The organism is Mycobacterium sp., from assembly GCF_044370595.1.
Lineage (GTDB): Bacteria > Actinomycetota > Actinomycetes > Mycobacteriales > Mycobacteriaceae > Mycobacterium.
Genome location: NZ_JBILVF010000041.1, coordinates 1 through 23279, shown reverse-complemented (window position 1 = coordinate 23279; position 23279 = coordinate 1). Strand labels below are relative to the sequence as shown.

Annotated in this window: 19 protein-coding genes and 2 tRNA genes; 10 read left to right on the top strand and 11 right to left on the bottom strand. The window is 67.2% G+C overall.

Translation table 11 applies throughout. The features are described 5' to 3' along the window. The 7 genes from ADBZ5N_RS08215 to pknB form a co-directional block, all read left to right on the top strand. On the top strand, nucleotides 1-877 hold an 877-nt coding region (locus tag ADBZ5N_RS08215), incomplete at its 5' end, for an FHA domain-containing protein (RefSeq protein WP_526257001.1). A 142-nt stretch (nucleotides 878-1019) separates the two neighbouring features. Beyond that, on the top strand, nucleotides 1020-1487 hold the full coding sequence (locus tag ADBZ5N_RS08210) for an FHA domain-containing protein FhaB/FipA (protein ID WP_526257000.1): 468 nt from the start codon (nucleotides 1020-1022) through the stop codon (nucleotides 1485-1487). Then, entirely contained in the window at nucleotides 1484-2938 is a 1455-nt protein-coding gene (locus ADBZ5N_RS08205; protein ID WP_526256999.1) for a PP2C family protein-serine/threonine phosphatase, read from the top strand. Before ADBZ5N_RS08210 ends, ADBZ5N_RS08205 begins: the two co-directional genes overlap by 4 nt. Continuing rightward, on the top strand, nucleotides 2935-4332 hold the full coding sequence (gene rodA, locus ADBZ5N_RS08200) for a peptidoglycan glycosyltransferase RodA (protein WP_526256998.1): 1398 nt from the start codon (nucleotides 2935-2937) through the stop codon (nucleotides 4330-4332). The genes ADBZ5N_RS08205 and rodA overlap by 4 nt, the downstream gene beginning before the upstream one ends. Further along, nucleotides 4329-5804: a D,D-transpeptidase PbpA gene (pbpA, locus tag ADBZ5N_RS08195; protein ID WP_526256997.1), complete on the top strand. Its 1476-nt coding sequence runs from the start codon at nucleotides 4329-4331 to the stop codon at nucleotides 5802-5804. The genes rodA and pbpA overlap by 4 nt, the downstream gene beginning before the upstream one ends. A gap of 31 nt (nucleotides 5805-5835) precedes the next feature. Beyond that, nucleotides 5836-7122 (top strand): serine/threonine-protein kinase, encoded by a 1287-nt coding sequence (locus ADBZ5N_RS08190; RefSeq protein WP_526256996.1) that lies wholly within the window; start codon nucleotides 5836-5838, stop codon nucleotides 7120-7122. Then, a complete protein-coding gene (gene pknB, locus ADBZ5N_RS08185; RefSeq protein WP_526256995.1) occupies nucleotides 7119-8987 on the top strand; it encodes a Stk1 family PASTA domain-containing Ser/Thr kinase in 1869 nt (622 codons plus the stop codon). Before ADBZ5N_RS08190 ends, pknB begins: the two co-directional genes overlap by 4 nt. Nucleotides 8988-8996: 9 nt before the next feature. On the opposite strand, the gene ADBZ5N_RS08180 is transcribed toward pknB, so the two are convergent. Next, the gene (locus ADBZ5N_RS08180) at nucleotides 8997-9689 is read right to left on the bottom strand and encodes an aminodeoxychorismate/anthranilate synthase component II (protein WP_526256994.1); all 693 of its coding nucleotides are present in this window, start codon (nucleotides 9687-9689) and stop codon (nucleotides 8997-8999) included. Nucleotides 9690-9809: 120 nt separating this feature from the next. Between ADBZ5N_RS08180 and crgA the strand changes: the two genes are divergently transcribed. Then, the gene (gene crgA / locus ADBZ5N_RS08175; protein ID WP_526256993.1) at nucleotides 9810-10091 is read left to right on the top strand and encodes a cell division protein CrgA; all 282 of its coding nucleotides are present in this window, start codon (nucleotides 9810-9812) and stop codon (nucleotides 10089-10091) included. Nucleotides 10092-10136: 45 nt separating this feature from the next. Further along, a complete protein-coding gene (locus tag ADBZ5N_RS08170; protein WP_526256992.1) occupies nucleotides 10137-10556 on the top strand; it encodes a PH domain-containing protein in 420 nt (139 codons plus the stop codon). A gap of 91 nt (nucleotides 10557-10647) precedes the next feature. Here ADBZ5N_RS08170 and ADBZ5N_RS08165 read toward each other — a convergent pair whose 3' ends face one another. The 6 genes from ADBZ5N_RS08165 to gyrB all read right to left on the bottom strand — a co-directional run bounded on the left by ADBZ5N_RS08165 (nucleotide 10648) and on the right by gyrB (nucleotide 18241). Beyond that, nucleotides 10648-11196, bottom strand: coding sequence for a peptidylprolyl isomerase (locus tag ADBZ5N_RS08165; RefSeq protein ID WP_526256991.1), 549 nt, complete (start codon nucleotides 11194-11196; stop codon nucleotides 10648-10650). A 36-nt stretch (nucleotides 11197-11232) separates the two neighbouring features. After that, a tRNA-Ala gene (locus ADBZ5N_RS08160) sits at nucleotides 11233-11305 on the bottom strand. 130 nt (nucleotides 11306-11435) lie between these two features. Next, nucleotides 11436-11509: transfer RNA gene (locus ADBZ5N_RS08155), tRNA-Ile, on the bottom strand. A gap of 57 nt (nucleotides 11510-11566) precedes the next feature. Beyond that, nucleotides 11567-12340, bottom strand: coding sequence for a DUF3566 domain-containing protein (locus tag ADBZ5N_RS08150; protein ID WP_526256990.1), 774 nt, complete (start codon nucleotides 12338-12340; stop codon nucleotides 11567-11569). Nucleotides 12341-12394: 54 nt separating this feature from the next. After that, entirely contained in the window at nucleotides 12395-16162 is a 3768-nt protein-coding gene (gene gyrA / locus ADBZ5N_RS08145) for an intein-containing DNA gyrase subunit A (protein WP_526256989.1), read from the bottom strand. Between the two features lie 48 nt (nucleotides 16163-16210). Next, entirely contained in the window at nucleotides 16211-18241 is a 2031-nt protein-coding gene (gene gyrB, locus ADBZ5N_RS08140; RefSeq protein WP_526256988.1) for a DNA topoisomerase (ATP-hydrolyzing) subunit B, read from the bottom strand. A 264-nt stretch (nucleotides 18242-18505) separates the two neighbouring features. Between gyrB and ADBZ5N_RS08135 the strand changes: the two genes are divergently transcribed. Further along, on the top strand, nucleotides 18506-18955 hold the full coding sequence (locus tag ADBZ5N_RS08135) for a rhodanese-like domain-containing protein (protein WP_526256987.1): 450 nt from the start codon (nucleotides 18506-18508) through the stop codon (nucleotides 18953-18955). Between the two features lie 3 nt (nucleotides 18956-18958). Here the strand turns inward: ADBZ5N_RS08135 and ADBZ5N_RS08130 are convergent, their stop codons facing one another. The 4 genes from ADBZ5N_RS08130 to dnaN are packed head-to-tail and all read right to left on the bottom strand — an operon-like array spanning nucleotide 18959 to nucleotide 22813. Further along, complete coding sequence (locus ADBZ5N_RS08130) at nucleotides 18959-19546, bottom strand: DUF721 family protein (protein ID WP_526256986.1); 588 nt, start codon at nucleotides 19544-19546, stop codon at nucleotides 18959-18961. Next, nucleotides 19543-20706 (bottom strand): DNA replication/repair protein RecF, encoded by a 1164-nt coding sequence (recF, locus tag ADBZ5N_RS08125; RefSeq protein WP_526256985.1) that lies wholly within the window; start codon nucleotides 20704-20706, stop codon nucleotides 19543-19545. The genes ADBZ5N_RS08130 and recF overlap by 4 nt, the downstream gene beginning before the upstream one ends. A gap of 2 nt (nucleotides 20707-20708) precedes the next feature. Further along, on the bottom strand, nucleotides 20709-21626 hold the full coding sequence (gene gnd, locus ADBZ5N_RS08120; protein WP_526257003.1) for a phosphogluconate dehydrogenase (NAD(+)-dependent, decarboxylating): 918 nt from the start codon (nucleotides 21624-21626) through the stop codon (nucleotides 20709-20711). Next, the gene (dnaN, locus tag ADBZ5N_RS08115) at nucleotides 21626-22813 is read right to left on the bottom strand and encodes a DNA polymerase III subunit beta (RefSeq protein ID WP_526257002.1); all 1188 of its coding nucleotides are present in this window, start codon (nucleotides 22811-22813) and stop codon (nucleotides 21626-21628) included. The genes gnd and dnaN overlap by 1 nt, the downstream gene beginning before the upstream one ends. Nucleotides 22814-23279: the final 466 nt, after the last annotated feature.

Below are 23279 nucleotides of genomic sequence, written 5' to 3'. Positions count from 1 at the left end.
CGGCGCCCCCGAACCCCGCCCGGCCTACCCCGACCAGGGCGGCTACCACGATCCCTACCCTCAGCAGGGCGGATACCCGTCCCGCTCGGCCTACCCGGACCAGGGCGGCTACCCCGACCAGGGCTATCAGCAGCCCGGCTACGGCGGCGGCTACGGCGCCCCCGGCTACGACCAGGGTTACCGGCAGGCGCCCCCGAACTACGGTCCGCCACCCGGCCCCCCGCAGTACGGCCCGCCGCCTGGTGGCGGATACCCGCAGCCGCCCGCTGACTACGGCTACGGCCGTCCGGCGCCCGCCCGCCATGAGGAACCCGGCTACGGCGGCTACGAGCAGCCTCGTCCGGCCTACCCCGATCAGGGCTATCAGCAGCCCGGCTACCAGCAGCCCGGCTACGGTCGGCAGGACTATGCCCAGCCGGGCTACGGCTACGAACAGGGCGGCTACGAACAGGGCGGCTACGAACAGGGCGGCTACGCGCCGGCGGCTCCCGCGGCGGCTCCCGATTATGACTACGGCCAGCCGGCGGCCGGCGGCTACGGCGGCTACGCACCGCCGACCGCACAGGGCGAGTACCCGGCCCCGGCCACCGGCCGGGGTGTCACGCTGCAACTCGATGACGGCAGCGGCCGCACCTACCAGCTCCGGGAGGGCGCCAACACCATCGGACGCGGCCAGGACGCCCAATTCCGGCTGCCCGATACCGGGGTGTCCCGCCGGCATCTGGAGATCCGCTGGGACGGCCAGACCGCGCTGCTGCAGGACCTCAACTCCACCAACGGCACGACGGTGAACAACGCCCCGGTCCAGGAATGGCAACTGGCCAACGGCGACGTCATCCGGGTCGGACACTCCGAGATCATCGTCCGCGTTCACTGAGGTCGCGGTGGACTGCGGGGGGCCTGATGGCTTGCGCCCCTCGTGACGGGCCGTCGCAGTATCGTGTGACGTTGCCTGGTTCGGCCAGCCCCGTCGTGGCCGGGCACGTTTCCACCACGACAGGAGCAGGAAGGGCCGCTGCATGCAGGGATTAGTTCTGCAGCTCACCCGCGGTGCGTTCCTGCTGCTGCTCTGGTTGTTCATCTGGTCGGTGCTGCGCATCCTGCGTACCGACATCTACGCCCCCACCGGTGCGGTGATGGTGCGCCGCGGGCTGCCGCTGCGAGGCGGGCGCTCCCCGGGCCGGCAAGGCAAGGCCGCCGCCCGCTATCTGGTGGTCACCGAGGGTGCGCTGGCGGGCACCCGGATCAGCCTCGGTAACCAACCGGTGTTGATCGGCCGTGCCGATGACTCCACCCTCGTCCTCACCGATGACTACGCGTCCTCCCGGCATGCCCGGCTCTCGCCGCGCGGTTCGGACTGGTTCGTCGAGGATCTCGGCTCCACGAACGGCACCTATCTAGACCGCTCCAAGGTGACCACCGCGGTGCGGGTGCCGATCGGCACCCCGGTGCACGTCGGCAAGACCGTGATCGAGCTACGCCCGTGACGCTGGCCCTGCGGTACGCCGCCCGCAGTGATCGCGGACTGGTGCGCACCAACAACGAGGACTCGGTCTACGCCGGCGCCCGGCTGCTGGCGCTGGCCGACGGCATGGGTGGGCACGCCGCCGGCGAGGTCGCCTCCCAGTTGGTGATCGCGGCGCTGGCCCACCTCGACGACGACGAGCCCCGCGGCGACCTGCTCGCCAAGCTGGAGCACGCCGTCCACGAGGGCAACGCCGCCATCGCCGAACAGGTCGACCTACACCCCGATCTGGACGGCATGGGCACCACCCTGACCGCCATCCTGTTCGCCGGGGACCGCCTGGGCCTGGTCCACATCGGCGACTCCCGCGGCTATCTGCTGCGTGAGGGTGAACTAACCCAGATCACCAAGGACGACACCTTCGTCCAGACGCTCGTCGACGAGGGGCGCATCACCGCCGAGGAGGCCCACAGCCACCCGCAGCGGTCGCTGATCATGCGCGCACTGACCGGCCACGAGGTGGAGCCGACGCTGATCATGCGGGAGGCCCGCGAAGGCGACCGCTATCTGCTGTGCTCGGACGGGCTGTCTGACCCGGTCAGCCAGGAGACCATCCTCGAGGCGCTGAAGATCGACGATGTCGACCGCAGCGCTGACCGGCTCATCGAACTCGCGCTGCGCGGTGGCGGCCCGGACAACGTGACGGTGGTGGTGGCCGACGTCGTCGACCACGACTACGGCGGGCAGACCCAGCCCATCATCGCCGGCGCGGTCTCCGGCGACGACGAGCACCGGATCGCACCGTTGCCGAACACCGCCGCCGGACGGGCCGCGTTGATCACACCTCGCCCACCCGCACCGAAGAAGCCGCTGCCCCCACCCGAACCGCCGCCGCGCAAGTCGCGGCGGGGCTTCTTTCTGGGCGCTGCCGCGGTGTTGGTGCTGACATTGGCCGGGATCGCGTTGGGCTACAACCTTATTCGGGGCTACTACTATGTGAGCGACTACGACGACCGGGTGGCGATCATGCGCGGCATCCAGGGCTCGTTTCTCGGGGTACCTCTACAGCAGCCCTACCAGTTGGGCTGCGTCAACGACCGCGGTGAACTGTCCCAGATCAGTTACGGTCAGGCCGGTACTGCACTGGACTGCGAACTGATGCGGCTGGAGGATTTGCGGCCCTCCGAGCGCGCCCAGGTCGTCGCCGGACTGCCGGCGGGAAGCCTCGACGAAGCGATCGGCCAGTTGCGCGAACTCGCGCTGAGCTCCCTGCTGCCGCTGTGCACCCCGCCGCCGGCAACGATGCCAGCACCGCGCAGTGGCAGCGGCGCGCCCGCTGCGCCCCCGACGTCGTCCCCGGCCCCGTCCTCACCGGCCCCGTCTGTGTCGACATCACCAACTGCGCCGGCGCCCACCAGCACGCTGCCCGCGCCCACCCAGAAGCCGGGCACCGACTGCCGGGCGGCCGCATGACCACCGCCCCGCAGTCGCCGGTGCAGATCACCCCGGCGCTGCCGACCCGACGCAACGCCGAACTGAGCCTGCTGTGTTTCGCCACCCTGATCACCGGGGTCGCCCTGTTGATCGTCGAAGCCAACCAGGAGCGCGGTATCAGCTGGGACCTGCTCACCTACACGTGCGCGTTCGGGGTGCTGTTCGGGTGCGCGCATCTGGCGATCCGCCGGTTCGCCCCCTACGCCGATCCGCTGCTACTGCCGGTGGTCGCGCTGCTCAACGGGTTGGGCCTGGTGCTCATCCACCGACTCGACCTGGTTCCCGGGATCGGCGAGGGCGGGCCGGGTGCCGCGCAGCAGATGCTGTGGACGCTGGTCGGGGTGGCCGGGTTCACCGCGGTGGTCGTCGTCTTGAAAGACCACCGGATGCTGGCCCGCTACGACTACATCTGCGGTGCCGCCGGGCTGATCCTGTTGGCCATTCCGGCGCTGCTGCCCGCCCGGCTGTCGGAGACCAACGGCGCCAAGATCTGGATTCGGTTGCCGGGCTTCAGTATTCAGCCCGCTGAGTTCTCCAAGATTTTGCTGCTGGTGTTTTTCGCCGGGGTACTGGTGGCCAAGCGCAGCCTGTTCACCAGCGTCGGTAAGCACTTCCTCGGTATGGACCTACCCCGTCCCCGCGACTTGGCGCCGCTGCTGGCCGCCTGGATCATCTCGATCGGGGTGATGGTCTTCGAGAAGGATCTGGGCACCTCGCTGCTGCTGTATGCGTCGTTCCTGGTGCTGGTCTATGTCGCCACGGAACGACTCAGCTGGGTGGTGATCGGGCTGACTCTGTTCGGGGTGGGATGCGTTGTGGCATACCGGCTTTTCGGTCACGTGCGAAGCCGGGTGCAGACTTGGGTGGACCCGTTCGCCGACCCGGAGGGCGCCGGCTACCAGATGGTGCAGTCGCAGTTCAGCTTCGCCACCGGCGGGGTGTTCGGCACCGGCCTGGGCAACGGCCAGCCGGGAACAGTCCCCGCGGCGTCGACGGACTTCATCATCGCGGTGGTGGGGGAGGAACTGGGCCTGGTCGGCCTGTCCGGGGTGCTGCTGCTCTACACCATCGTGATCGTGCGCGGCCTGCGCACCGCGATCGCCCTGCGGGACAGTTTCGGCAAGCTGCTGGCAGCCGGGCTGGCGTCCACCTTGGGTATCCAGTTGTTCATTGTCGTCGGGGGGGTCACCGGGCTGATCCCGCTGACCGGTCTGACCACCCCGTGGATGTCCTACGGCGGGTCTTCGCTGGTGGCCAACTACGTGCTGCTGGCCATCTTGGTGCTGCTCTCCCATGCCGCCCGCAAACCGCTGCGCACCAGTCAGCACACGCCCATCGCGGCGGCCCACACCGAAGTGATCGGGCGGTCATGAACACCTCGCTGCGGCGGATCGCGATGCTGGTGATGGGGCTGGTCGTGCTGTTGTTGATCAACGCGACGATCACCCAGGTGTTCCGCGCGGACGCGTTGCGCGCCGACCCCCGCAACCAGCGGATCCTGCTCGACGAGTACTCCCGCCAACGCGGACAAATCGCCGCCGGCGGGCAGATCATGGCGTATTCGGTGGCCACCGACGGGCGCTACCGGTATCTGCGGGTGTATCCCGATGCCCCGGTCTACGCGCCGGTAACGGGCTTCTACTCGCTGCGGTTCTCCAGCACCGGCCTGGAGCGCGCCGAGGACACCGTCCTCAACGGCTCCGACGAGCGGTTGTTCGGCCGGCGGCTGGCGGACTTCTTCACCGGCCGCGACCCACGTGGCGGCAACGTCGACACCACGCTGGTGCCCCGGGTTCAGCAGGCGGCCTGGCGGGCTATCCAGCAGGGGTGCGGTGGTCCGTGCAAGGGTTCGGTGGTTGCGCTGGAGCCGTCCACCGGCAAGATCCTGGCGATGGTGTCCTCGCCGTCGTATGACCCGAATCTGTTGGCCACTCATGACACCGAGGAACAGGGGGAGTCCTGGCAGCGGCTGCGCGACGACCCGTCCTCACCGCTAACCAACCGCGCGGTCTCCGAACGCTACCCACCCGGGTCCACCTTCAAGGTGATCACCACCGCGGCGGCCCTGGAGGCCGGGATCTCCGAGAACGATTCATTCACCGCGGCCCCGCAGATCCCGCTGCCCAACAGCACCGCGACTCTGGAGAACTACGGCGGGGAGCCGTGCGGGAAGGCGCCCAAGGCACCGCTGCGGGAGGCCTTCGAACGGTCCTGCAACACCGCCTTCGTCGAACTCGGCATCCGCATCGGCGGGGACGCGCTGCGCAACGCGGCCGACGCATTCGGTTTCGACAGCCCCCCGGCTCCGATTCCGCTGCAGGTCGCCGAGTCCACCGTCGGGCCGATGACCGACGCCGCCGCGGTCGGCATGTCCAGCATGGGTCAGAAGGACGTCGCGGTGACGCCGTTGCAGAACGCGATGGTCGCTGCGGGGATCGCCAACGGCGGTGTGGTGATGCAGCCGTATCTCATCGACAGCCTCGAGGGGCCCGACCTGACGCAGATCAGCAAAACCGCACCCGCCGAACTGCGGCGCGCGGTCTCGCCGCAGGTCGCAGCTAAACTTACAGATTTGATGGTCGCCGCCGAGAAATTCACCCAACAGGACGGGGCGATTCCGGGCGTGCAGATCGCCTCCAAGACCGGTACCGCCGAACACGGCACCGATCCGCGCAACACTCCTCCGCACGCCTGGTACATCGCGTTTGCACCCGCACAGAGTCCGCGGGTGGCGGTGGCGGTACTGGTGGAGAGCGGTGGGGACCGGCTCTCGGCGACCGGGGGCGCGCTGGCCGCCCCGATCGGACGGGCAACCATGGCCGCGGCACTGCAGGGGGCGCCATGAGCCCCCGCAGCCGAGCGAAGCGAGGCAAGCCATGAGCCCCCGCGTCGGCGTCACCCTGTCCGGCCGCTACCGGCTGCAGCGTCTGATCGCGACCGGCGGCATGGGCCAGGTCTGGGAGGCCACCGACAGCCGTCTGGGTCGCCGGGTCGCCATCAAGGTGCTCAAGCAGGAGTACTCCTCAGATCCCGAGTTCGTCGAGCGGTTCCGGGCCGAGGCACGCACCGTCGCCATGCTCAACCACCCGGGCATCGCCGCGGTGCACGACTACGGCGAGACCGACATGGACGGCGAGGGCCGCACCGCTTACCTGGTGATGGAACTGGTCAACGGCGAACCGCTGAATTCGGTGATCAAACGGACCGGACGGCTGTCCTTACGCCATGCGCTGGACATGCTGGAGCAGACCGGCCGCGCGCTTCAGGTCGCACACGCCGCCGGCCTGGTGCACCGCGACGTCAAGCCCGGCAACATTCTCATCACCCCGACCGGGCAGGTGAAGCTCACCGACTTCGGCATCGCCAAGGCCGTCGACGCTGCCCCGGTGACCCAGACCGGCATGGTGATGGGCACCGCCCAGTACATCGCCCCGGAGCAGGCCCTCGGCCAGGACGCCACCGCCGCCAGCGATGTTTACTCGCTGGGAGTTGTTGGTTACGAGGCGGTTTCAGGTAAGCGACCATTCACCGGCGACGGTGCCCTGACGGTGGCGATGAAGCACATCAAGGAACAGCCCGCCCCGCTGCCGCCGGACCTTCCACCCAATGTCCGGGAACTCATCGAGATCACGCTGGTGAAGAACCCTGGGATGCGTTACCGCAGCGGCGGCCAGTTCGCCGACGCCGTGGCCGCAGTGCGCTCGGGCCGACGGCCGCCGCGGCCGAACTCCGCGCCGACCATCAAGGCGACCCCGGCGGCGATTCCGGGTGCCAAGCCCCCACGGGCCGCGGTGGAGGCCGCCCGCGCCGCGGCCGCGGCCCGGCCGCGGACCACCGCCGGTCACCGCTCCCCGCCGCCGGTCCGTCGGGCGTTCAGCTCCGGTCAGCGGGCCCTGCTGTGGGCGGCCGGCGTGCTCGGCGCCCTGGCGATCATCAGCGCGATCCTCATCGTGTTGGCCGACCGGGAGCGCCGGTCCAACGCCCCGGTCGAGCAGACCGTGACCGACACCGTGACCCCGGACGCGCCGGGGGCTCCGCCGGCGGCACCATCTGGATGGACCGGCCAGCACAGCCCCGGACCTGACGCGGTGCCGGCCACGGCGTGGTTGACCCATCCAACGGCGCCGAGGGCCGCCCCGCACGACGAGACGACGGCGCTATGACCACACCCCACCACCTGTCCGACCGTTACGAACTCGGGGAGATCCTCGGCTTCGGCGGGATGTCGGAGGTGCATCTGGCCCGGGACCTGCGGTTGCACCGCGACGTCGCGGTCAAGGTGCTGCGGGCCGACCTGGCCCGCGACCCCAGCTTCTATCTGCGCTTTCGCCGCGAGGCGCAGAACGCCGCCGCACTGAACCATCCGGCGATCGTCGCGGTCTACGACACCGGGGAGGCGGCCACCCCGCGCGGCCCGCTGCCCTACATCGTGATGGAGTACGTCGACGGTGTGACCCTGCGCGACATCGTGCACAACGACGGGCCGATGCCGCCGCGGCGGGCCTTGGAGGTCATCGCCGACGCCTGCCAGGCGCTCAACTTCAGCCACCAGCACGGCATCATCCACCGCGACGTCAAGCCGGCGAACATCATGATCTCCCGTGCCGGCGCGGTGAAGGTGATGGACTTCGGTATCGCCCGGGCGCTGGCCGACTCCGGCAACCCCGTCACCCAGACCGCCGCGGTCATCGGCACCGCCCAGTACCTGTCACCCGAGCAGGCCCGTGGTGAACAGGTCGACGCCCGCTCCGACGTGTACTCGCTGGGCTGCGTTCTCTACGAAATGCTCACCGGGGAGCCACCTTTCATCGGTGACACCCCGGTCGCGGTGGCCTATCAGCATGTCCGCGAGGACCCGGTGGCGCCGTCGCACAAGCGGCAGGGCATCTCACCGGAACTGGATGCGGTGGTGCTCAAGGCGCTGGCCAAGAACCCCGACAACCGCTACCAGACCGCCGCGGAGATGCGCGCGGATCTGGTACGGGTGCACGGCGGGGAGAAGCCCGAGGCACCCAAGGTGCTGACCCACGACGAGCGGACCCAGATGCTGTCCTCGGCGCGCCCGGGTGCGCGTCCGGACGGCGTTGCCGCACCGATGGCCTACGACTACCGGGACGGCCGCCGCGGCGGGGTGGGCCGGTGGCTGGTGGCACTGGCGGTGCTGTCCATCCTGACCGTCGTGGTCGGATTGGCGATCAACCTCTCCGGCGGCAAGCCGCGGGCGGTGCAGGTGCCCGACGTGCGCGGCAAGGTCTCTGCCGACGCCATCGCGGAGTTGCAGAACAAGGGTTTCAAGATCCGCACGCAGCCGATGTCGGACAACACGGTGCCGCCGGATCACGTCATCAGCACCGACCCGGCCGGCAACGCCTCGATCAACGCCGGCGCCGAGGTGTCGATCAATGTCTCCACCGGGCCCGAACAGCGTGAGATCCCCGACGTCTCGGCGCTGAGTTACGCAGAGGCGGTCAAGAAACTCACCGCCGCCGGTTTCGGGAAGTTCAAACAGACGCAGGCGACCTCGACCGCCTCGCAGCGCGACAAAGTCCTCAACACCGTCCCCCCGGCGAACACCAACACCGCGATCACCAACGAGATCACCGTCGTCGTCGGCAGCGGACCGGTGACCCGTTCGGTGCCCAACGTGACCGGCCAGAGCGCCGAACAGGCGACCAGGAACCTCAACACAGTCGGATTCACCACCGTCTTGACCGCCCCCGTGGACAGCATCGAACCCGCCGGCGAAGTGCTCGGGATGGACCCGCCGTCGGGTAACGACGCCGAACTGGACACCCCGATCACGCTGAAGGTGTCCAAGGGCAACCAGTTCATCATGCCGAACCTGATCGGCCAGTTCTGGACCGACGCCGAACCCAACCTGCGGGCGCTGGGTTGGACCGGGGTGCTGGTGAAGGGACCCGACGTACGCGACAGCGGTCAGCGCACCAATGCGGTGGTGACCCAGAACCCGCCGCCCGGTACCGGGGTGAACTTCACCGGCTCGGTGACCCTGGCGTTCGCGTCCTGAATCCGTTCGCTACGGGCCGCCGGCCGGAACGTCGGCCAGACCGGCGGTGGCGTTGCGCACGGTGTCGGCCACCTCCTGCTCCAGTCGACGCACCAAGGCTTCCTGCGGGGCCTGCCCGCAGTAGCCCAGCCAGTTGGCCAGCATCCGATGGCCGCCCTCGGTCAGAATCGACTCGGGGTGGAACTGGACACCGTGCACCGGCAGGTCGACATGCCGAACCGCCATGATCACCCCGCCTCGGGTACGAGCGGTCACCTCAAGTTCGGTCGGCAGGGTGTGCGGCAGGATGGTCAGGGAGTGGTAGCGGGTCGCGGTGAACGGATCCGGCAGGCCATGCAGCACGCCGCCATTGGTGTGGAAAACCGAGCTCGTCTTCCCGTGCAGAAGTTCCGGGGCACGGTCCACCGTCGCGCCGAACGCCACCCCGATCGCCTGGTGGCCCAGGCACACGCCGAGCAAGGGGGTGCCGGCGGCGGCGCAGGCCCGCACCAGCGGGATTGACGCCCCGGCCCGTTCCGGGGTACCGGGGCCCGGGCTGAGCAGCACGCCGTCGAAGTGCTCGGCGGCGGCGGTGACCTCCGCCGGCCCGGCCACCCGGGGGTCGTCGTTGCGCCACACCTCGGCCTCGACGCCCAACTGGCCGAGATACTGCACCAGGTTGAACACGAAGCTGTCGTAGTTGTCGAGGACGAGGACCCGCACGCCTGACAGGCTACCGGTCACCACGGTGGGGACCGGTGGCCGAGCGAACGCGCGGCCGGGTACTGCGTTAACCTCATACAAACCGGCTCGCCGCACGCACGGCCGTCTGGAAGGTAAGCCATGCCCAAGTCCAAGGTTCGGAAGAAGAACGACTTCACCGCCAACGCGGTCAGCCGTACCCCGGTGAAGGTCAAGGCCGGTCCGTCGAGCGTCTGGTTCGTGGTGCTCTTCATCAGCCTGATGCTGTTCGGGTTGATCTGGCTGCTGGTCTTCCAACTCGCCGCGTCCGGTCTTGACACCCCCGATCCACTGATCTGGATGTCAGATCTGGGACCGTGGAACTACGCGATCGGCTTCGGCTTCATGATCGCGGGCCTGCTGCTCACCATGCGGTGGCGGTGACGGCAATCACACGGCTGTAAGTCATCCCCACTGTGGATAACTCCTGTGGATAAACCGTTGCAGTGGGGGCCCCGATCGGTGGGCATCGCGGCGGTCACCGTTGCGGGACTGCTGATGGCCGTTGGTTTCCTGGCCGCCAGCGACCCGCCGGGGCGGATCCTCAGCGGTGTCGCTGCAGTCGGTCTGCTGGTGTTCGCCGCCGGGTCCTGGCGGGCCCGCCCCCGCCTGGCGGTCACCCCCGACGGGCTGGTCTATCGGGGTTGGCTGAGCACCCGCACCCTGCGGCCCGCCGACATCGACTTGATTCGGATCACCGAATTCCGCCGTTGGGGCCGCAAGGTGCGATTGCTGGAGATCGACACCCGCGATGACGTGCTACTGGTACTCAGCCGCTGGGATCTCGGCGGGGACCCGCTCGACGTGCTGGACGCGTTGACCGACGCCGGCTACGCGCGGGGCCGCTGAAGGCTGTGCCCGCGACTGTGTGGCCGGAGTCCGCGACTGTGCGGCGTCTGCAGCCGAAAACGCTGCGCGGCCTGCACAGGCCACACATTCGTCAGGAGATGGTGATCGACTCGATCACCACATCGTCGGTCGGCCGGTCGTTCCGGTCGACGGCGGTGGTGGCGATCGCGTCAACGACCTGCTGGGACTCCGGGTCGACGACCTCGCCGAAAATGGTGTGTTTGCGCGTCAGGTGCGGGGTCGGGCCGACGGTGATGAAGAACTGCGAACCGTTGGTGCCTGGTCCGGCGTTGGCCATCGCCAGCAGATAGGGCCGGTCGAACTGCAACTCCGGGTGGAATTCGTCGGCGAACCGATAACCCGGACCGCCCCGGCCGCTGCCGGTCGGGTCGCCGCCCTGGATCATGAAGCCGTCGATGACCCGGTGGAAGATTGCGCCGTCATAGAACGGCCCCGACGCCGAGCCGGAGGCGTTCTGGCTGGAGTATTCCTTGGTGCCCTGGGCCAGGCCGACGAAGTTGGCCACGGTCTTGGGCGCATGGTTTCCGAACAGGGCGATCTTGATGTCACCGCGATTGGTGTGCAGGGTCGCGGTCGCGGTCTGAATGGGGCTTGTGCTCACGGGTGCACAGTGTGCCATTGCCGCGTCTGTGGGCTTCGTGCGCCCTCTCGAGAGTGGAGCCTAGGAGATTCGAACTCCTGACATCTGCCTTGCAAAGGCAGCGCTCTACCAACTGAGCTAAGGCCCCGTCACGCTGCCCTGGTCCAGGGTGTGCCACACCTCGCGACGGCGTCGGCTCGCAATCACCCACGCCAGACCTGCTGCCGCGACCAGCACCGCCGGCTTGCTGGGTCTTACCCGTATCAACCAGGACATCGTGGGCCTAGGAGGACTCGAACCTCCGACCTCTTCGTTATCAGCGAAGCGCTCTAACCGCCTGAGCTATAGGCCCGCACGCGCGCAGAAGATTACCGCACCGCGGCGGCGTGCCCAAACGGGCCGCCGTGAGCTAATCCAGGTCGGCCAGCGTTACCTCGACGCCGCCCACGATGTCGGTGCTGAGGTTGTAGATGTAAGCCCCGAGGGTGGCCGTCGCCGTCAGCAGGACGATGTTGACCAAACCGATCAGCGCCGCGCCACCGAAAATCGAACCGGCCGACACCAAGTCGCCGCCGCCACTGCTGCTGCCGGTGGTGAGTAGGTCGCCGACATTGCTGTTCAGCTTGCTCCACACCCCCATGGCGCCCAGGACCAGGTACAGGAAGGCCACCGCGATCATCCAGATGAAGAACAACGCCACATTGAGCAGCAGCGACACCTTCAGTGCGCTCCACGGGTCAATGCGCCGGATCTGCATGCTGGCCCGCACCGGCCCCCGGGGCCGGCCGGTCGCAGGGGGCATCGCCGCGGCGGGCGGCGGCGCGGGGCGGACCGGCGGCTGCGGCTGGGGGTTCGGTCGGCGGTGCTGGGGTGGTTTGGGCACCGGCCCGGACAGGTCGGGCAACTCGCTGGGAATCGGTTCGACCAGGTGCACCACGTCGGTGCGCTGCCCCGACGGGGCCGCCAGCCCGGACAGGTCCGGGGCGGCGGTGCCGGTGACGTACCGATTGGCCCGCAACTCCGCAGGCGCTAGCGGCGGCGGTGGGGGCGGAGCAACCCGATTCGGGGCGCCGTCAGGGCGGGGACGGGCGCTGTTCTGCCACGGCGGGACGTCGGTGGTGACATCGCCGCTGGCTGGGCGCTCTCCCGCCCCGGGCTGGCCCGGCTCGTTCGGTGAACTCACCGCTACTCCTTCATTTCCGCGGCCTTACTACCGCGTCCTGGCTGCTGCAGCCCGCTAGGCCTCCGGGTCGGCGGACCCCTCCTCGGGGTCTTCCTGCTCCTCGGCGTTGCGGGCAATGGCTAACAGTGTGTCGCCCTCGCCCAGGTTCATCAAGCGAACGCCCTTGGTCTGGCGTCCGGCCTTGCGGACCTGCCGTGCCGCGGTGCGGATCACACCGCCGCCGGAGGTGATCGCGTACAACTCGCTGTCGTCGTCGACCACCACGGCGCCCACAAGACTGCCACGGCGGGCGTCGTACTGGATCGTCAGGATGCCTTTCCCGCCGCGGCCCTGCGCGGTGTACTCCTCGATCGCGGTTCGCTTGGCATAGCCGCCAGCGGTGGCCACCAGAAGGTAGGTGCCCTCGCGGACCACGTTCAGGCTGAGCAGACGGTCGTCGGTGTTGAACCGCATCCCCTGCACACCCGAAGTAGCCCGACCCATCGGCCGCAATGCCTCGTCGGTGGCGGAGAACCGGATCGACTGGCCCTTGCCGCTAACCAGGAGCAGGTCATCGGAGGACGAGCACAGCACCGCCCCGACCAGTTCGTCGCCGTCGCGCAGGTTGACCGCGACGATGCCGCCGGAGCGGTTGGAGTCGAAGTCGCTGAGTTTGGACTTCTTCACCAGACCGTTGCGGGTTGCCAACACCAGGTACGGGGCGTCCTCGTAGCTCTTGATCTGGATGACCTGGGCGATGCGCTCCTCGGGCTGGAACGCCAGCAGGTTGGCCACATGCTGGCCGCGCGCGGTCCGCAGCGCTTCGGGCAGCTCGTAGGCCTTGGCGCGGTACACCCGGCCCTGCGTGGTGAAGAACAGGATCCAGTCGTGGGTGGAGCACACAAAGAAGTGCCGCACGATGTCGTCCTGCTTGAGCCCGGCGCCCTGCACACCCTTACCGCCGCGCTTCTGGCTGCGGTAGAGGTCGGTCTTGGTGCGCTTGGCATAGCCGGTCTCGGTGATCGTGACGACGACGTCCTCGCGGGCGATGAGGTCCTCGTCGGAGACCTCGCCCTCGGCGCCGACGATCCGGGTGCGCCGGTCATCGCCGTGCTTCTCGACGATCTCGGCGAGCTCGTCGCGCACGATGGCGCGCTGGCGCTCCGGCTTGGCAAGGATGTCTTCGAGGTCGGCGATCTCGGTTTCGATCTCGGCCAGTTGGTCGACGATCTTCTGACGTTCCAGAGCGGCCAGCCGGCGCAGCTGCATGTCGAGGATGGCCTGGGCCTGGATGTCGTCGACGTCGAGCAGATCGATCAGGCCCTGCCGGGCGATGTCGACGGTCTGCGACCGCCGGATCAGGGCGATCACCTCGTCGAGGGCGTCGAGGGCCTTGACCAGACCGCGCAGGATGTGGGCCCGCTCGTTGGCCTTGCGCAGCCGGAAGGTGGTCCGCCGAATGATGACGTCGAGCTGATGCCCGACGTAGTAACGGATCATCTGGTCCAGCCGCAGGGTGCGCGGAACGCCGTCGACGATCGAGAGCATGTTGCAGCCGAAGCTGGTCTGCAACTGGGTGTGCTTATAGAGGTTGTTCAGCACGACCTTGGCCACGGCGTCGCGTTTGATCTCCACCACGATGCGCAGACCGACTCGGTCGCTGGACTGGTCCTCGATGTTGGAGATGCCGGCGAGCTTGCCCTCGCGCACCTGATCGGCGATCGAGGTGATGAAGTTGTCGTGGTTGACCTGGTACGGCAACTCGGTGATGACGATGCCGGTTCGGCCGCGGGAGTCCTCTTCGATCTCCACGACTCCACGCATCCGGACCGAACCGCGGCCGGTGGTGTAGGCGTCGATGACACCGGATGTCCCGACGATCAGACCGGAGGTGGGGAAGTCCGGCCCCTTGATCCGCTCGATCATCGCCGCCAGCGTGGTTTCCTCGTCGGCCTCGTGGTTCTCCAGGCACCAGTAGACGGCGTCAGCGAGTTCCCGGAGGTTGTGCGGCGGGATGTTGGTGGCCATGCCGACGGCGATACCGCCCGAGCCGTTGGCCAGCAGGTTGGGGAACCGGCTCGGCAGAACCGTCGGCTCCTGCACCCGGCCGTCGTAGTTGGGAATGAAATCGACTGTCTCCTCGTCGATTTCACGCAGCATGTCCATGGCCAGCGGGGTGAGGCGGGCTTCGGTGTTGTGGCTGACGAAGCCGTTGGTGATAAACGAGTGGTCGTCGGTGTCGACGCGCAGGCTGTAGACGGGCTGCACCCCGGCATCGGTGACCGAGGCCACCTCGGCGAAGTAGAACCGTCCGTCAGTGAGGTCCTCCGCGATGGCTCGCACCTCGGGATCAGCGATGCGGCTGAGGATCTCAGCCCCGTCCCGCCGCCATCGTTGAACACCGTCGATGTTGTGCTTCCGCAGCCACTCCTTGTCAGCCCAACTACTGCCGCAGTGCTGACGGATGAAGCGGGCAAGGCCCGGGACACGATCGGTGTCCGATCCTGCCGACCGCGCCGGCAGTGCCGCGAGCAGGCCCACGAGCTTGCGCTGCTTTGTCCCGCCGAAACCGATCTGCGCTCCGAATAGTTCTGCCTGCGCTCGATTGGTGATGACGACCTTGTACTCACCGGTGGCATGCAGATATTTCCGGGCGATGACGCCGAACTCCAGCAACATCTGCTGGACATCGGAAGCCAACCGGCCGCTTCTCGTTGAGTAGGAAACCTGGATGGTGTTCCGCGGCAGCGCGGAGCAGGAGCCGGCGCCTTCGAAGATCGCCTGGAGGAATGCTCGTTTGACGGCAACCGGGGCGTTCCACACACGGTCGGGAATGAACTTGGCGGCTGAGCGAACTCCGGTCAGCTCGGCGAGCGGGCTCCTGGCGACTGCGTCGAGATTGTGCACATCGAGTTCGAGAAGCGTCGAACCTGACGCAATCGTGCGCTCCGAGAGATAGCGGGTTCCGCCCACGACCGCGTCGTAGGCTGCGACGACCATCCGGAAGTAATCGCGGTCCAGATTGTTGAATCCGGCCCTGTTCGCTGAGACGAAACCCCCGCTGATGAACGCGCCGAGTAACAGGCCGGTAAGCGTCTCCTGCCAGGTCGAACCACCGAGCTCCGTGGGTTGCGTTCGCTGGAGAACTACGCGGTCGCCAGGCCGAATCTCCTCGAGGAGTTTCCACAGCAGTGTCGGCACGCCGCCGAGGTCGACCAGGCACAGAAGTGGATGGTTCGCGGTGCCGGTGACCGAAAAGCCTTCGGTCGTCGTGACCGCGTATGTCGGGTGCTCGCCGGAGTGGAACAGCCGGTCGGCTGTCACCGGATTCCCGTGTCGGTCGAGAACTTTGAGATCGACGACGGTGTCGCTGTTGGGGTTGGCGGGCGCCACGTCAGCGATACGCATCGTCTGGCCCAAAGGCAACCGCACCAATGCGTCCCCTGTGACGCAGTAGCGCATGGCGGCCGGCGGGTCATTGCCGGGCGAACCGAAGTTGCCCTGCCCGTCGACCAGCGGGTAGCGCAGCGACCACGGCTGGGCCATCCGGACCAGGGTGTCGTAGATCGAGGAGTCGCCGTGCGGGTGGTAGTTACCCATGGTCTCAGCGACCGAACGGGCCGACTTGGCATGGCTGCGGTCCGGACGGAACCCGGAGTCGTACATCGCGTAGAGCACGCGGCGGTGCACGGGCTTGAGACCGTCACGCACCTCCGGCAGCGCACGACCGACGATCACGCTCATGGCGTAGTCGATGTAGCTGTTCTGCATCTCCTGCTGGATGTCGACCGGTTCGGTCCGGTCGCCGGCGGTGCCGTCGGGTGGCAGGGTGGTGTCAGTCATCTGATCCTCTATCCGGGCGTGCGAAGGCTGAGTGGCTAAACATCGCGACTAAACGTCAAGAAAGCGAACGTCTTTGGCGTTCCGGGTGATGAAGCTGCGGCGGGCCTCGACGTCGTCGCCCATCAGGATCGAGAACAGCTCATCGGCGGCGGCCGCATCGTCGAGGGTGATCTGGCGGAGCAGCCGGGCCGCGGGATCCATGGTGGTCTCCCACAGCTCCTTGGCGTCCATCTCGCCGAGGCCTTTGTAACGCTGGATGCCGTCGTCCTTGTTGATCTTCTTACCCGCCGCCAATCCCGCCTCCAGCACGGCGTCTCGCTCACGTTCGGTATAGACGAACTCGTGTTCAACTCGCTGCCACTTGAGCTTGTACAGCGGCGGCTGTGCCAGGTAGACGTGGCCGCTCTCGATCAGCGGCTTCATGAACCGGAACAGCAGTGTCAGCAACAGCGTCGTGATGTGCTGGCCGTCGATGTCGGCGTCGGCCATCAGGACGATCTTGTGGTACCTCAGCTTGGCGAGGTCGAATTCGTCGTGGATGCCGGTGCCCAACGCGGTGATGATCGACTGGACTTCGGTGTTCTTCAACACCCGGTCGATGCGTGCCTTCTCGACGTTGATGATCTTGCCGCGCAACGGCAGGATCGCCTGGAACATCGAGTCGCGGCCGCTCTTGGCCGAGCCGCCGGCCGAGTCACCCTCCACCACATACAGTTCGCACTGCTTGGGATCGGTGGAACGGCAGTCGGCGAGCTTTCCGGGCAGGCCCCCGATGTCCGTCGCGCTCTTGCGGCGCACCAACTCGCGTGCCTTGCGGGCGGCCATCCGGGCCTGGGCCGATGAAACCGCTTTGTTCAGAATGGTTTTGGCGTCCGAGGGGTTGGACTCGAACCAGTGCGTCAACTGTTCGTTGCAGATTTTCTGGACGAACGACTTCACCTCGGTGTTGCCCAGCTTGGTCTTGGTCTGGCCCTCGAACTGCGGCTGAGCCACCTTGACCGAGACCACGGCGGCCAGGCCCTCACGGATATCGTCACCGGTGAGGTTCGGGTCCTTCTCCTTGAGGATTTTCTTGTCCTTGGCGTACTTGTTGACCACGGTTGTCAGCGCGGCGCGGAAACCCTCCTCGTGGGTGCCGCCCTCGTGGGTGTTGATGGTGTTGGCGAAGGTGAACACCGACTCCGAATAGCCGGCGTTCCACTGCATCGCGACCTCGACCTCGTGGCCCTCGCCCTTACCGGAGAAGTCCACAATGCTGCTGGTGATCGACTGCTTGGTGCGGTTGATGTGCTTGACGAAATCGACCAGGCCGCCCGGGTAGTGGAACGTGCGGTGCATGACCTTCTTGGCCGGCTTGGACTTCTCGGCGGCGATCTCCTCCGCGGACTTCGGGGCCTCGGCGGTGTCGCTGACGATCTCGTCGACGACCTCCTCGGGTGTCACCCGCTCATCGGTGAGGTTGATGGTCAGGCCTTTGTTGAGGAAGGCCATCTCCCGCAGGCGCTGCTCGACGGTATCGAAGTCGTAGTCGGTGGTTTCGAAGATGTTCGGGTCGGCCCAGAACCGGATTGTGGTACCGGTCTTCGTGGTTTTCTCGCCCTGCTTAATGCTGCCGGGAATGGAGTTGTCGTAGGTCTGGAACCACTCGTAGCCATCCCGGCAGATGTCGGCGTCAAGCCGGGTGGACAGCGCGTTGACCACTGAGACACCCACGCCGTGCAGACCGCCGGAGACCTGATAGGCGCCCTCTTCGAACTTGCCGCCGGCGTGCAGAACGGTCATCACGACGTCGACGGTCGGGACACCGGACTCGTGCATGGCCACCGGGATGCCGCGGCCGTTGTCGCGGACCTCCACCCCACCGTCCTCAAGCAGTCGGACGTCGACCTGGTCGGCGAAGCCGGCCATCGCCTCGTCGACGGCGTTGTCCACCACCTCCCAGACCAGATGGTGCAGACCGCGCCGGCCGGTAGAACCGATGTACATGCCGGGCCGTTTGCGGACGGCCTCGAGACCCTCGAGAATCTTGATGGAGTCTGCACCGTAGTTCTCTTGCTGGTTTTTCTTCGGGGCAGCCACGATCGAACGGGTCTCCTCGGGATCGGCAGGGGGCGGCCGGACGGCCGCGCGAGCATTGTGACCAGTCTACCGGGAAAGTAGGACAGGACCGATTCTGCGGTAGCGTTTCTACACAGCTATTTGCGCCGTGTGCCGCATTTCTCGCGCCTGGCCGCGTTCGATCGGCCAACACGCCCGTCCATGACGTTCTCGCGCGCCTGAGGCCGCTGTGATAGGAGGGGCCGGGGGTAGCCGTGCAGGCAGTGGGTAGATACCGTCGCGGGTATGAGGAATTCGTCTCGCGGGGCGGTCGCGGCGCTCTGTGCCGCCGGTCTGATCCTGCCCGCCGCTTCGACCGGATGCTCGTCGGATTCGACGGCCTCAGCATCAGAGTCCGTCAACGCCGCGGTGCCTGCCGGTCCCGGTCGAGTCGACGTCGCCGAATTCGCCTCGGTGATCAGCCGGCCGGGAATCCAAATAATCGACGTGCGCACCCCCGCTGAATTTGCTTCCGGTCATATCGCGGGTGCGGTCAACATTGCCGTCCAGTCCGCCGACTTCGACGCGCGGATCGCCCAACTCGACCCAACCGGCCAGTACGCGGTCTATTGCCGCAGCGGTAACCGTTCCCAATCGGCGGTGGACGCCATGAAGAAGGCGGGGATCACCGAGATCTACGAGTTGGAGACTGGCACCAACGGGTGGACGGCGGACGGTCAGCCGCTGGTCCGGTAGCGCTCAGCCGTAGGTATCGCGCGGCCCGCGGCCGGAGATATGGCGCGGGCCTTTCCGCCAGGACGGCGCGGTGGGCCCGGTGATCTTCAGCGACGTGACGACCCCATCGCCGACCGCCGCGGCGATCTTGGCCAGCAACTGGGACTGCACCATCCGCAACTGGGTGGCCCAGGCGGTGGACTCCGCGGTGACACTGAGCACCCCGTCGCGCAGCGACATCGGGGTGGCGTGACCGGCGATCTGCTCACCAACCACGGCGGGCCAATCAGCGAACACCGTGCCCTCGGCTACCCGCGGGCTCCATCCCCGGGTGTTGGCCAGGTCCCGCGCGACCCGGCCGAGCGGCTGCGGGTCCCGCGGGTCCGGACCCGGGCCTGACCACCGCCGCCGACTGCGCCCCGGGTTTGCCCGGGAGCCGGCCGGCTTTCGACGACCCTGCCCCACTTCTTTGCCCTGGCCGCGGGCCGCAGCGCGGGCTTCTTCCAAGGTGCGGCGAACCAAATCCATCCCGGCCAGGCCGGCGAGGTGTTCCGGGGGAGCGACCGCGTCGGCACTGTCCTCAGGCGCCGGGCCGGTTTCTGAGTCGGTCACGGCAGCTCCACCGCTGAGACCCGTCCGGTGTCGTCGTCGCCCAAGGTCACCCCGATGCGGGTGGCGTCCCAGTCAGCCGGAATGTCCTCCCCGACAGCGGCGGTCACCAGTACCTGCTCGGCCCCGGCCGCAACGCCGGCCAGTGCGCGGCGGCGGGAGTCATCCAGTTCGGCGAAGACGTCGTCGAGGATCAAGACGGGTTCACTGCCTTCACTCCGCAGCAGTTCGTAGGCAGCCAATCGCAGTGCCAACGCGAACGACCACGACTCGCCGTGGCTGGCGAAGCCCTTCGCAGGCTGATCGCCCAGCCGAAGTTCGAGTTCATCGCGATGTGGCCCGAGCAGGCACATACCGCGCTCGAGTTCGACATCGCGGCGCCGAGCCAAGGCTGCCAGTAGCGTTGCCTCCAGGTAGTCCACATCGCCCGCGTCGCCCGTGGCGTCGTAGTCGTCGTAGTCGATGCTGGCTCGGTAGGTGATGGCGGCCGGCCGCGAGGATGGTGCCAGCACCTGATAGGCCTTCTCCACTTCAGGGCTGAGTTGGTTGACCAGGGCGATCCGGGCAGCCATCAGTTGAGCGCCGTGCGCGGCCAAGTGCCCGTCCCAGACGTCAAGGGTGTCCAGCACGCCGGGATCAGACCGCAGCCGTGATCCGGCTGCGGATTTCAACAGCGCGGTGCGTTGCCGCAGCACCTTGTCGTAATCCGCCCGCACCGCGGCGATGGTCGGGCGTCGGACGGTGGCCAGTTCGTCGAGATACCGCCGTCGCTCGCCGGGATCACCACGCACCAACGCGAGGTCTTCGGGTGCGAACAGCACGGCGCGCACTGCGCCGAGCACCTCGCGGGTGTTGCGCACCGGCGACCGATTCAGCCGGGCTTTGTTAGCCCGCCCCGCGGCGATCTCGATGTCGACCGCCAGTTCCCGGCCGTCGCTGACCACGATGGTGGAGACGATCGCTCGGTCGGCACCCGCGCGGATGAGTGGCGCGTCGGTAGCGACCCGATGGGAACCCAGCGTTGCGCAGTACCACAGCGCTTCAACAAGATTCGTTTTACCGAAGCCGTTCGATCCGACGAAGACAGTCCGGCCCGGCAGCAATTCCAGGTCGATGTGGGACCAGGATCGGAAGTCGCGTAGCGCCAGGTGCCGGACATACATGGTTAACCGGACAACGGGACCCGTTTGACCGCGTGGCCACCGAACTGGTTTCGCAATGCCGAGACGGCCTTCATCGTGGGTGACTGCTCCTGACGGGAGGCGAACCGCGCGAACAGCGAGGCCGCGATGACCGGGGTCGGCACCCGGTGGTTGATGGCTTCCTCCACCGTCCAACGACCTTCGCCGGAATCCTCGGTGTAATCCGAGATGGCGGCCAAGTCGGGGTCCTCTTTGAGGGCCTTGGCGAGCAATTGCTGCAGCCAGGACCGGACTACCGTGCCGTTGGTCCATGCTTGAATCACCGCCTGGGTGTTGGTGATCAACGGCTCGGCGTTGAGCAGCTCATAGCCCTCCGCGTAGGCATGCATCAGCCCGTACTCGATCCCGTTGTGCACCATCTTGGCGTAGTGACCGGCGCCAACGGGGCCGGCGTGGACGAATCCGTCGGCGATGTCACCGGCGGGGCGCAGTGCGTCAAAAATCGGCATCAACCGGGTGATGTCCTCATTGTTGCCACCGACCATCAGGCCGTAGCCTTCGGTGAGGCCCCAGATGCCCCCGGAAACTCCGGCATCGACGAACCCAATTCCCCGCTGCCCCAACAGTTCCGCGTGCGGACCGTCCTCGGTGTAGCGGGAGTTGCCGCCGTCGACCACCACATCGCCGGGACTCAGCACCTCGGCCAGCGCGGCGATGGTGTCATGAGTGATAGGCCCGGACGGGACCATGACCCATACCGCACGTGGCGCGGGTAGGGCCTCAGCCAGCGCGGCCAGACTCGGGACGTCGGAGACCTCCGGTCGCGGGTCGTATCCGATCACGTCGTGGCCGCCCTCACGCAGACGCTGGCGCATGTTGAAACCCATCTTGCCCAGACCGACGAGACCCAATTGCATTGTCGTGCTTCTCCTATGGTTTATCAGCCCGGGAGCCGGACTGGCATGAGCAAATAGACATACTCGGTGTCAATCGCCGGGAATGGACCTGGGCCGCTTGGCCCGTGTTCAGGGGCGGGGCGCAGCACCGCAGGTTTACTCGGGGTGGTGAACCCGAACGTCACCCGATCGGTGTGCAGCGAGCTCAGCCCATCGGTGAGATAGGCCGGATTGAAGGCGATGGTCAACGGCTCGCCGGCGAAATCGACCGGCAGGTCCTCCTCCGCCATGCCAACGCCGTCGGCACCGGCTGACAACCGCACCGAATCCTGACTGAACTCCATTCGCACCTGCGCACCGCGGTCGGCTACCAGTGCCACACGCTTGATCGCCTCCGCCAAATCCGCCACCGCTACCGTCGCCACCGCGGTGTGCTCAGGGGGGAGCAGCTGCCGATACTTCGGGAACTCGGTGTCCAACAGCCGCGTCGTGCTTCGCCGGCCCGCGCTCCGCATCCCGAGCAGACGCTCCTCACCAACGGAGGCTCCGGTACCCAACGCCAGGTGCACCTCAGATCCGGGATTCACAGACTTGGCGGTTTCGGCAAGCGTCTTGGCCGGGACCAGCACAGCCGCGTCAACATCGGGGGATGCGGTGGCCCACGTCAGCTCCCGAACCGCCAGGCGGAATCGGTCGGTCGCGGCAAGCACGACCTTGTCACCGGAAATCTCCACCCGGATACCGGTCAGCATCGGCAGGGTGTCGTCCCGACCGGCGGCCACTGCAACCTGACCGACGGCTTCGGTGAACAGATCCGCGGCGACCACCCCGGTTTCCTCGGGCAACGCCGGCAAAGTCGGGTAATCCTCAACCGGCATCGCCGGCAGCGAGAACTTCGCGCTGCCGCAGTTCAGCAGCATCCGGGCGCCGTCCACACTGACATCGACCGGTTTGGCCGGCAACGCGCGGGTGATATCTGACAGCAGCCGACCGGAGACCAAAACCGTTCCCGGGGAAGCGATCTCAGCCGGAACCTGAACCTCGGCGGAGACGTCGAAGTCAAAAGCGGCAATCGTCAACCCGTCATCGGAACCGGTGATCAACACCCCGGCCAGGACCGGATTGGACGGTGGACGGCTGGGCAGGCTGCGCGCAACCCAGGCCACGGCCTCCGCGAAGTCCTCCCGAACCAGGCGAAACTTCAGGTCGGAGCCAACCGTCGTGGTCGCCACGTTCATGGAGTCCCTTCATCAACCCGGACAAGCAGCCGCCTTGAACCCGACGGTCAGATCACCAACCTAGAGCGTCGGCCGTAATCTTGAAAGCTATTCGGCGTGGGTGACAAACGGCTGCGAGGGCCCGTTGTCGGACCGGCGGGCAGGCACTTTCCCCAGCGGCGTTCTTCTGAGAAGGAAACTTTGAATATCTCTCAATAACAGTAATAGGGCCTGTGCACCTTGTGGATTAAGTCGCGAATCGCCTGCTGGTGGGCGGTGCCGGCCTGTGGATGAGCTGTGGATGACTCCACGCCGATCGGGGATGGGCTGTGGACAGTCTGAGGTTGTGCACGATCGTCCCCGGCCGGTCGCGGAGTTTCCCCAGCGTTGTGCACACAGTGCTCACAACCGGGGGCTGTGACTGCTGATAAGCAGTGGTGCAGAAGTTTTTTGCCTTTTCGGTGATCCAGCAGGCTCAGAC

What these genes read in the sequence shown, in the direction of transcription:
- pknB (WP_526256995.1), top strand. Translation starts at nt 7,119, where the DNA reads ATGACCACACCCCACCACCTGTCCGACCGTTACGAACTCGGGGAGATC.
- crgA (WP_526256993.1), top strand. Translation starts at nt 9,810, where the DNA reads ATGCCCAAGTCCAAGGTTCGGAAGAAGAACGACTTCACCGCCAACGCG.
- recF (WP_526256985.1), bottom strand. Translation starts at nt 20,706, where the DNA reads ATGTATGTCCGGCACCTGGCGCTACGCGACTTCCGATCCTGGTCCCAC.
- pbpA (WP_526256997.1), top strand. Translation starts at nt 4,329, where the DNA reads ATGAACACCTCGCTGCGGCGGATCGCGATGCTGGTGATGGGGCTGGTC.
- ADBZ5N_RS08165 (WP_526256991.1), bottom strand. Translation starts at nt 11,196, where the DNA reads ATGGCACACTGTGCACCCGTGAGCACAAGCCCCATTCAGACCGCGACC.
- ADBZ5N_RS08210 (WP_526257000.1), top strand. Translation starts at nt 1,020, where the DNA reads ATGCAGGGATTAGTTCTGCAGCTCACCCGCGGTGCGTTCCTGCTGCTG.
- gyrA (WP_526256989.1), bottom strand. Translation starts at nt 16,162, where the DNA reads ATGACTGACACCACCCTGCCACCCGACGGCACCGCCGGCGACCGGACC.
- ADBZ5N_RS08135 (WP_526256987.1), top strand. Translation starts at nt 18,506, where the DNA reads ATGAGGAATTCGTCTCGCGGGGCGGTCGCGGCGCTCTGTGCCGCCGGT.
- ADBZ5N_RS08190 (WP_526256996.1), top strand. Translation starts at nt 5,836, where the DNA reads ATGAGCCCCCGCGTCGGCGTCACCCTGTCCGGCCGCTACCGGCTGCAG.
- rodA (WP_526256998.1), top strand. Translation starts at nt 2,935, where the DNA reads ATGACCACCGCCCCGCAGTCGCCGGTGCAGATCACCCCGGCGCTGCCG.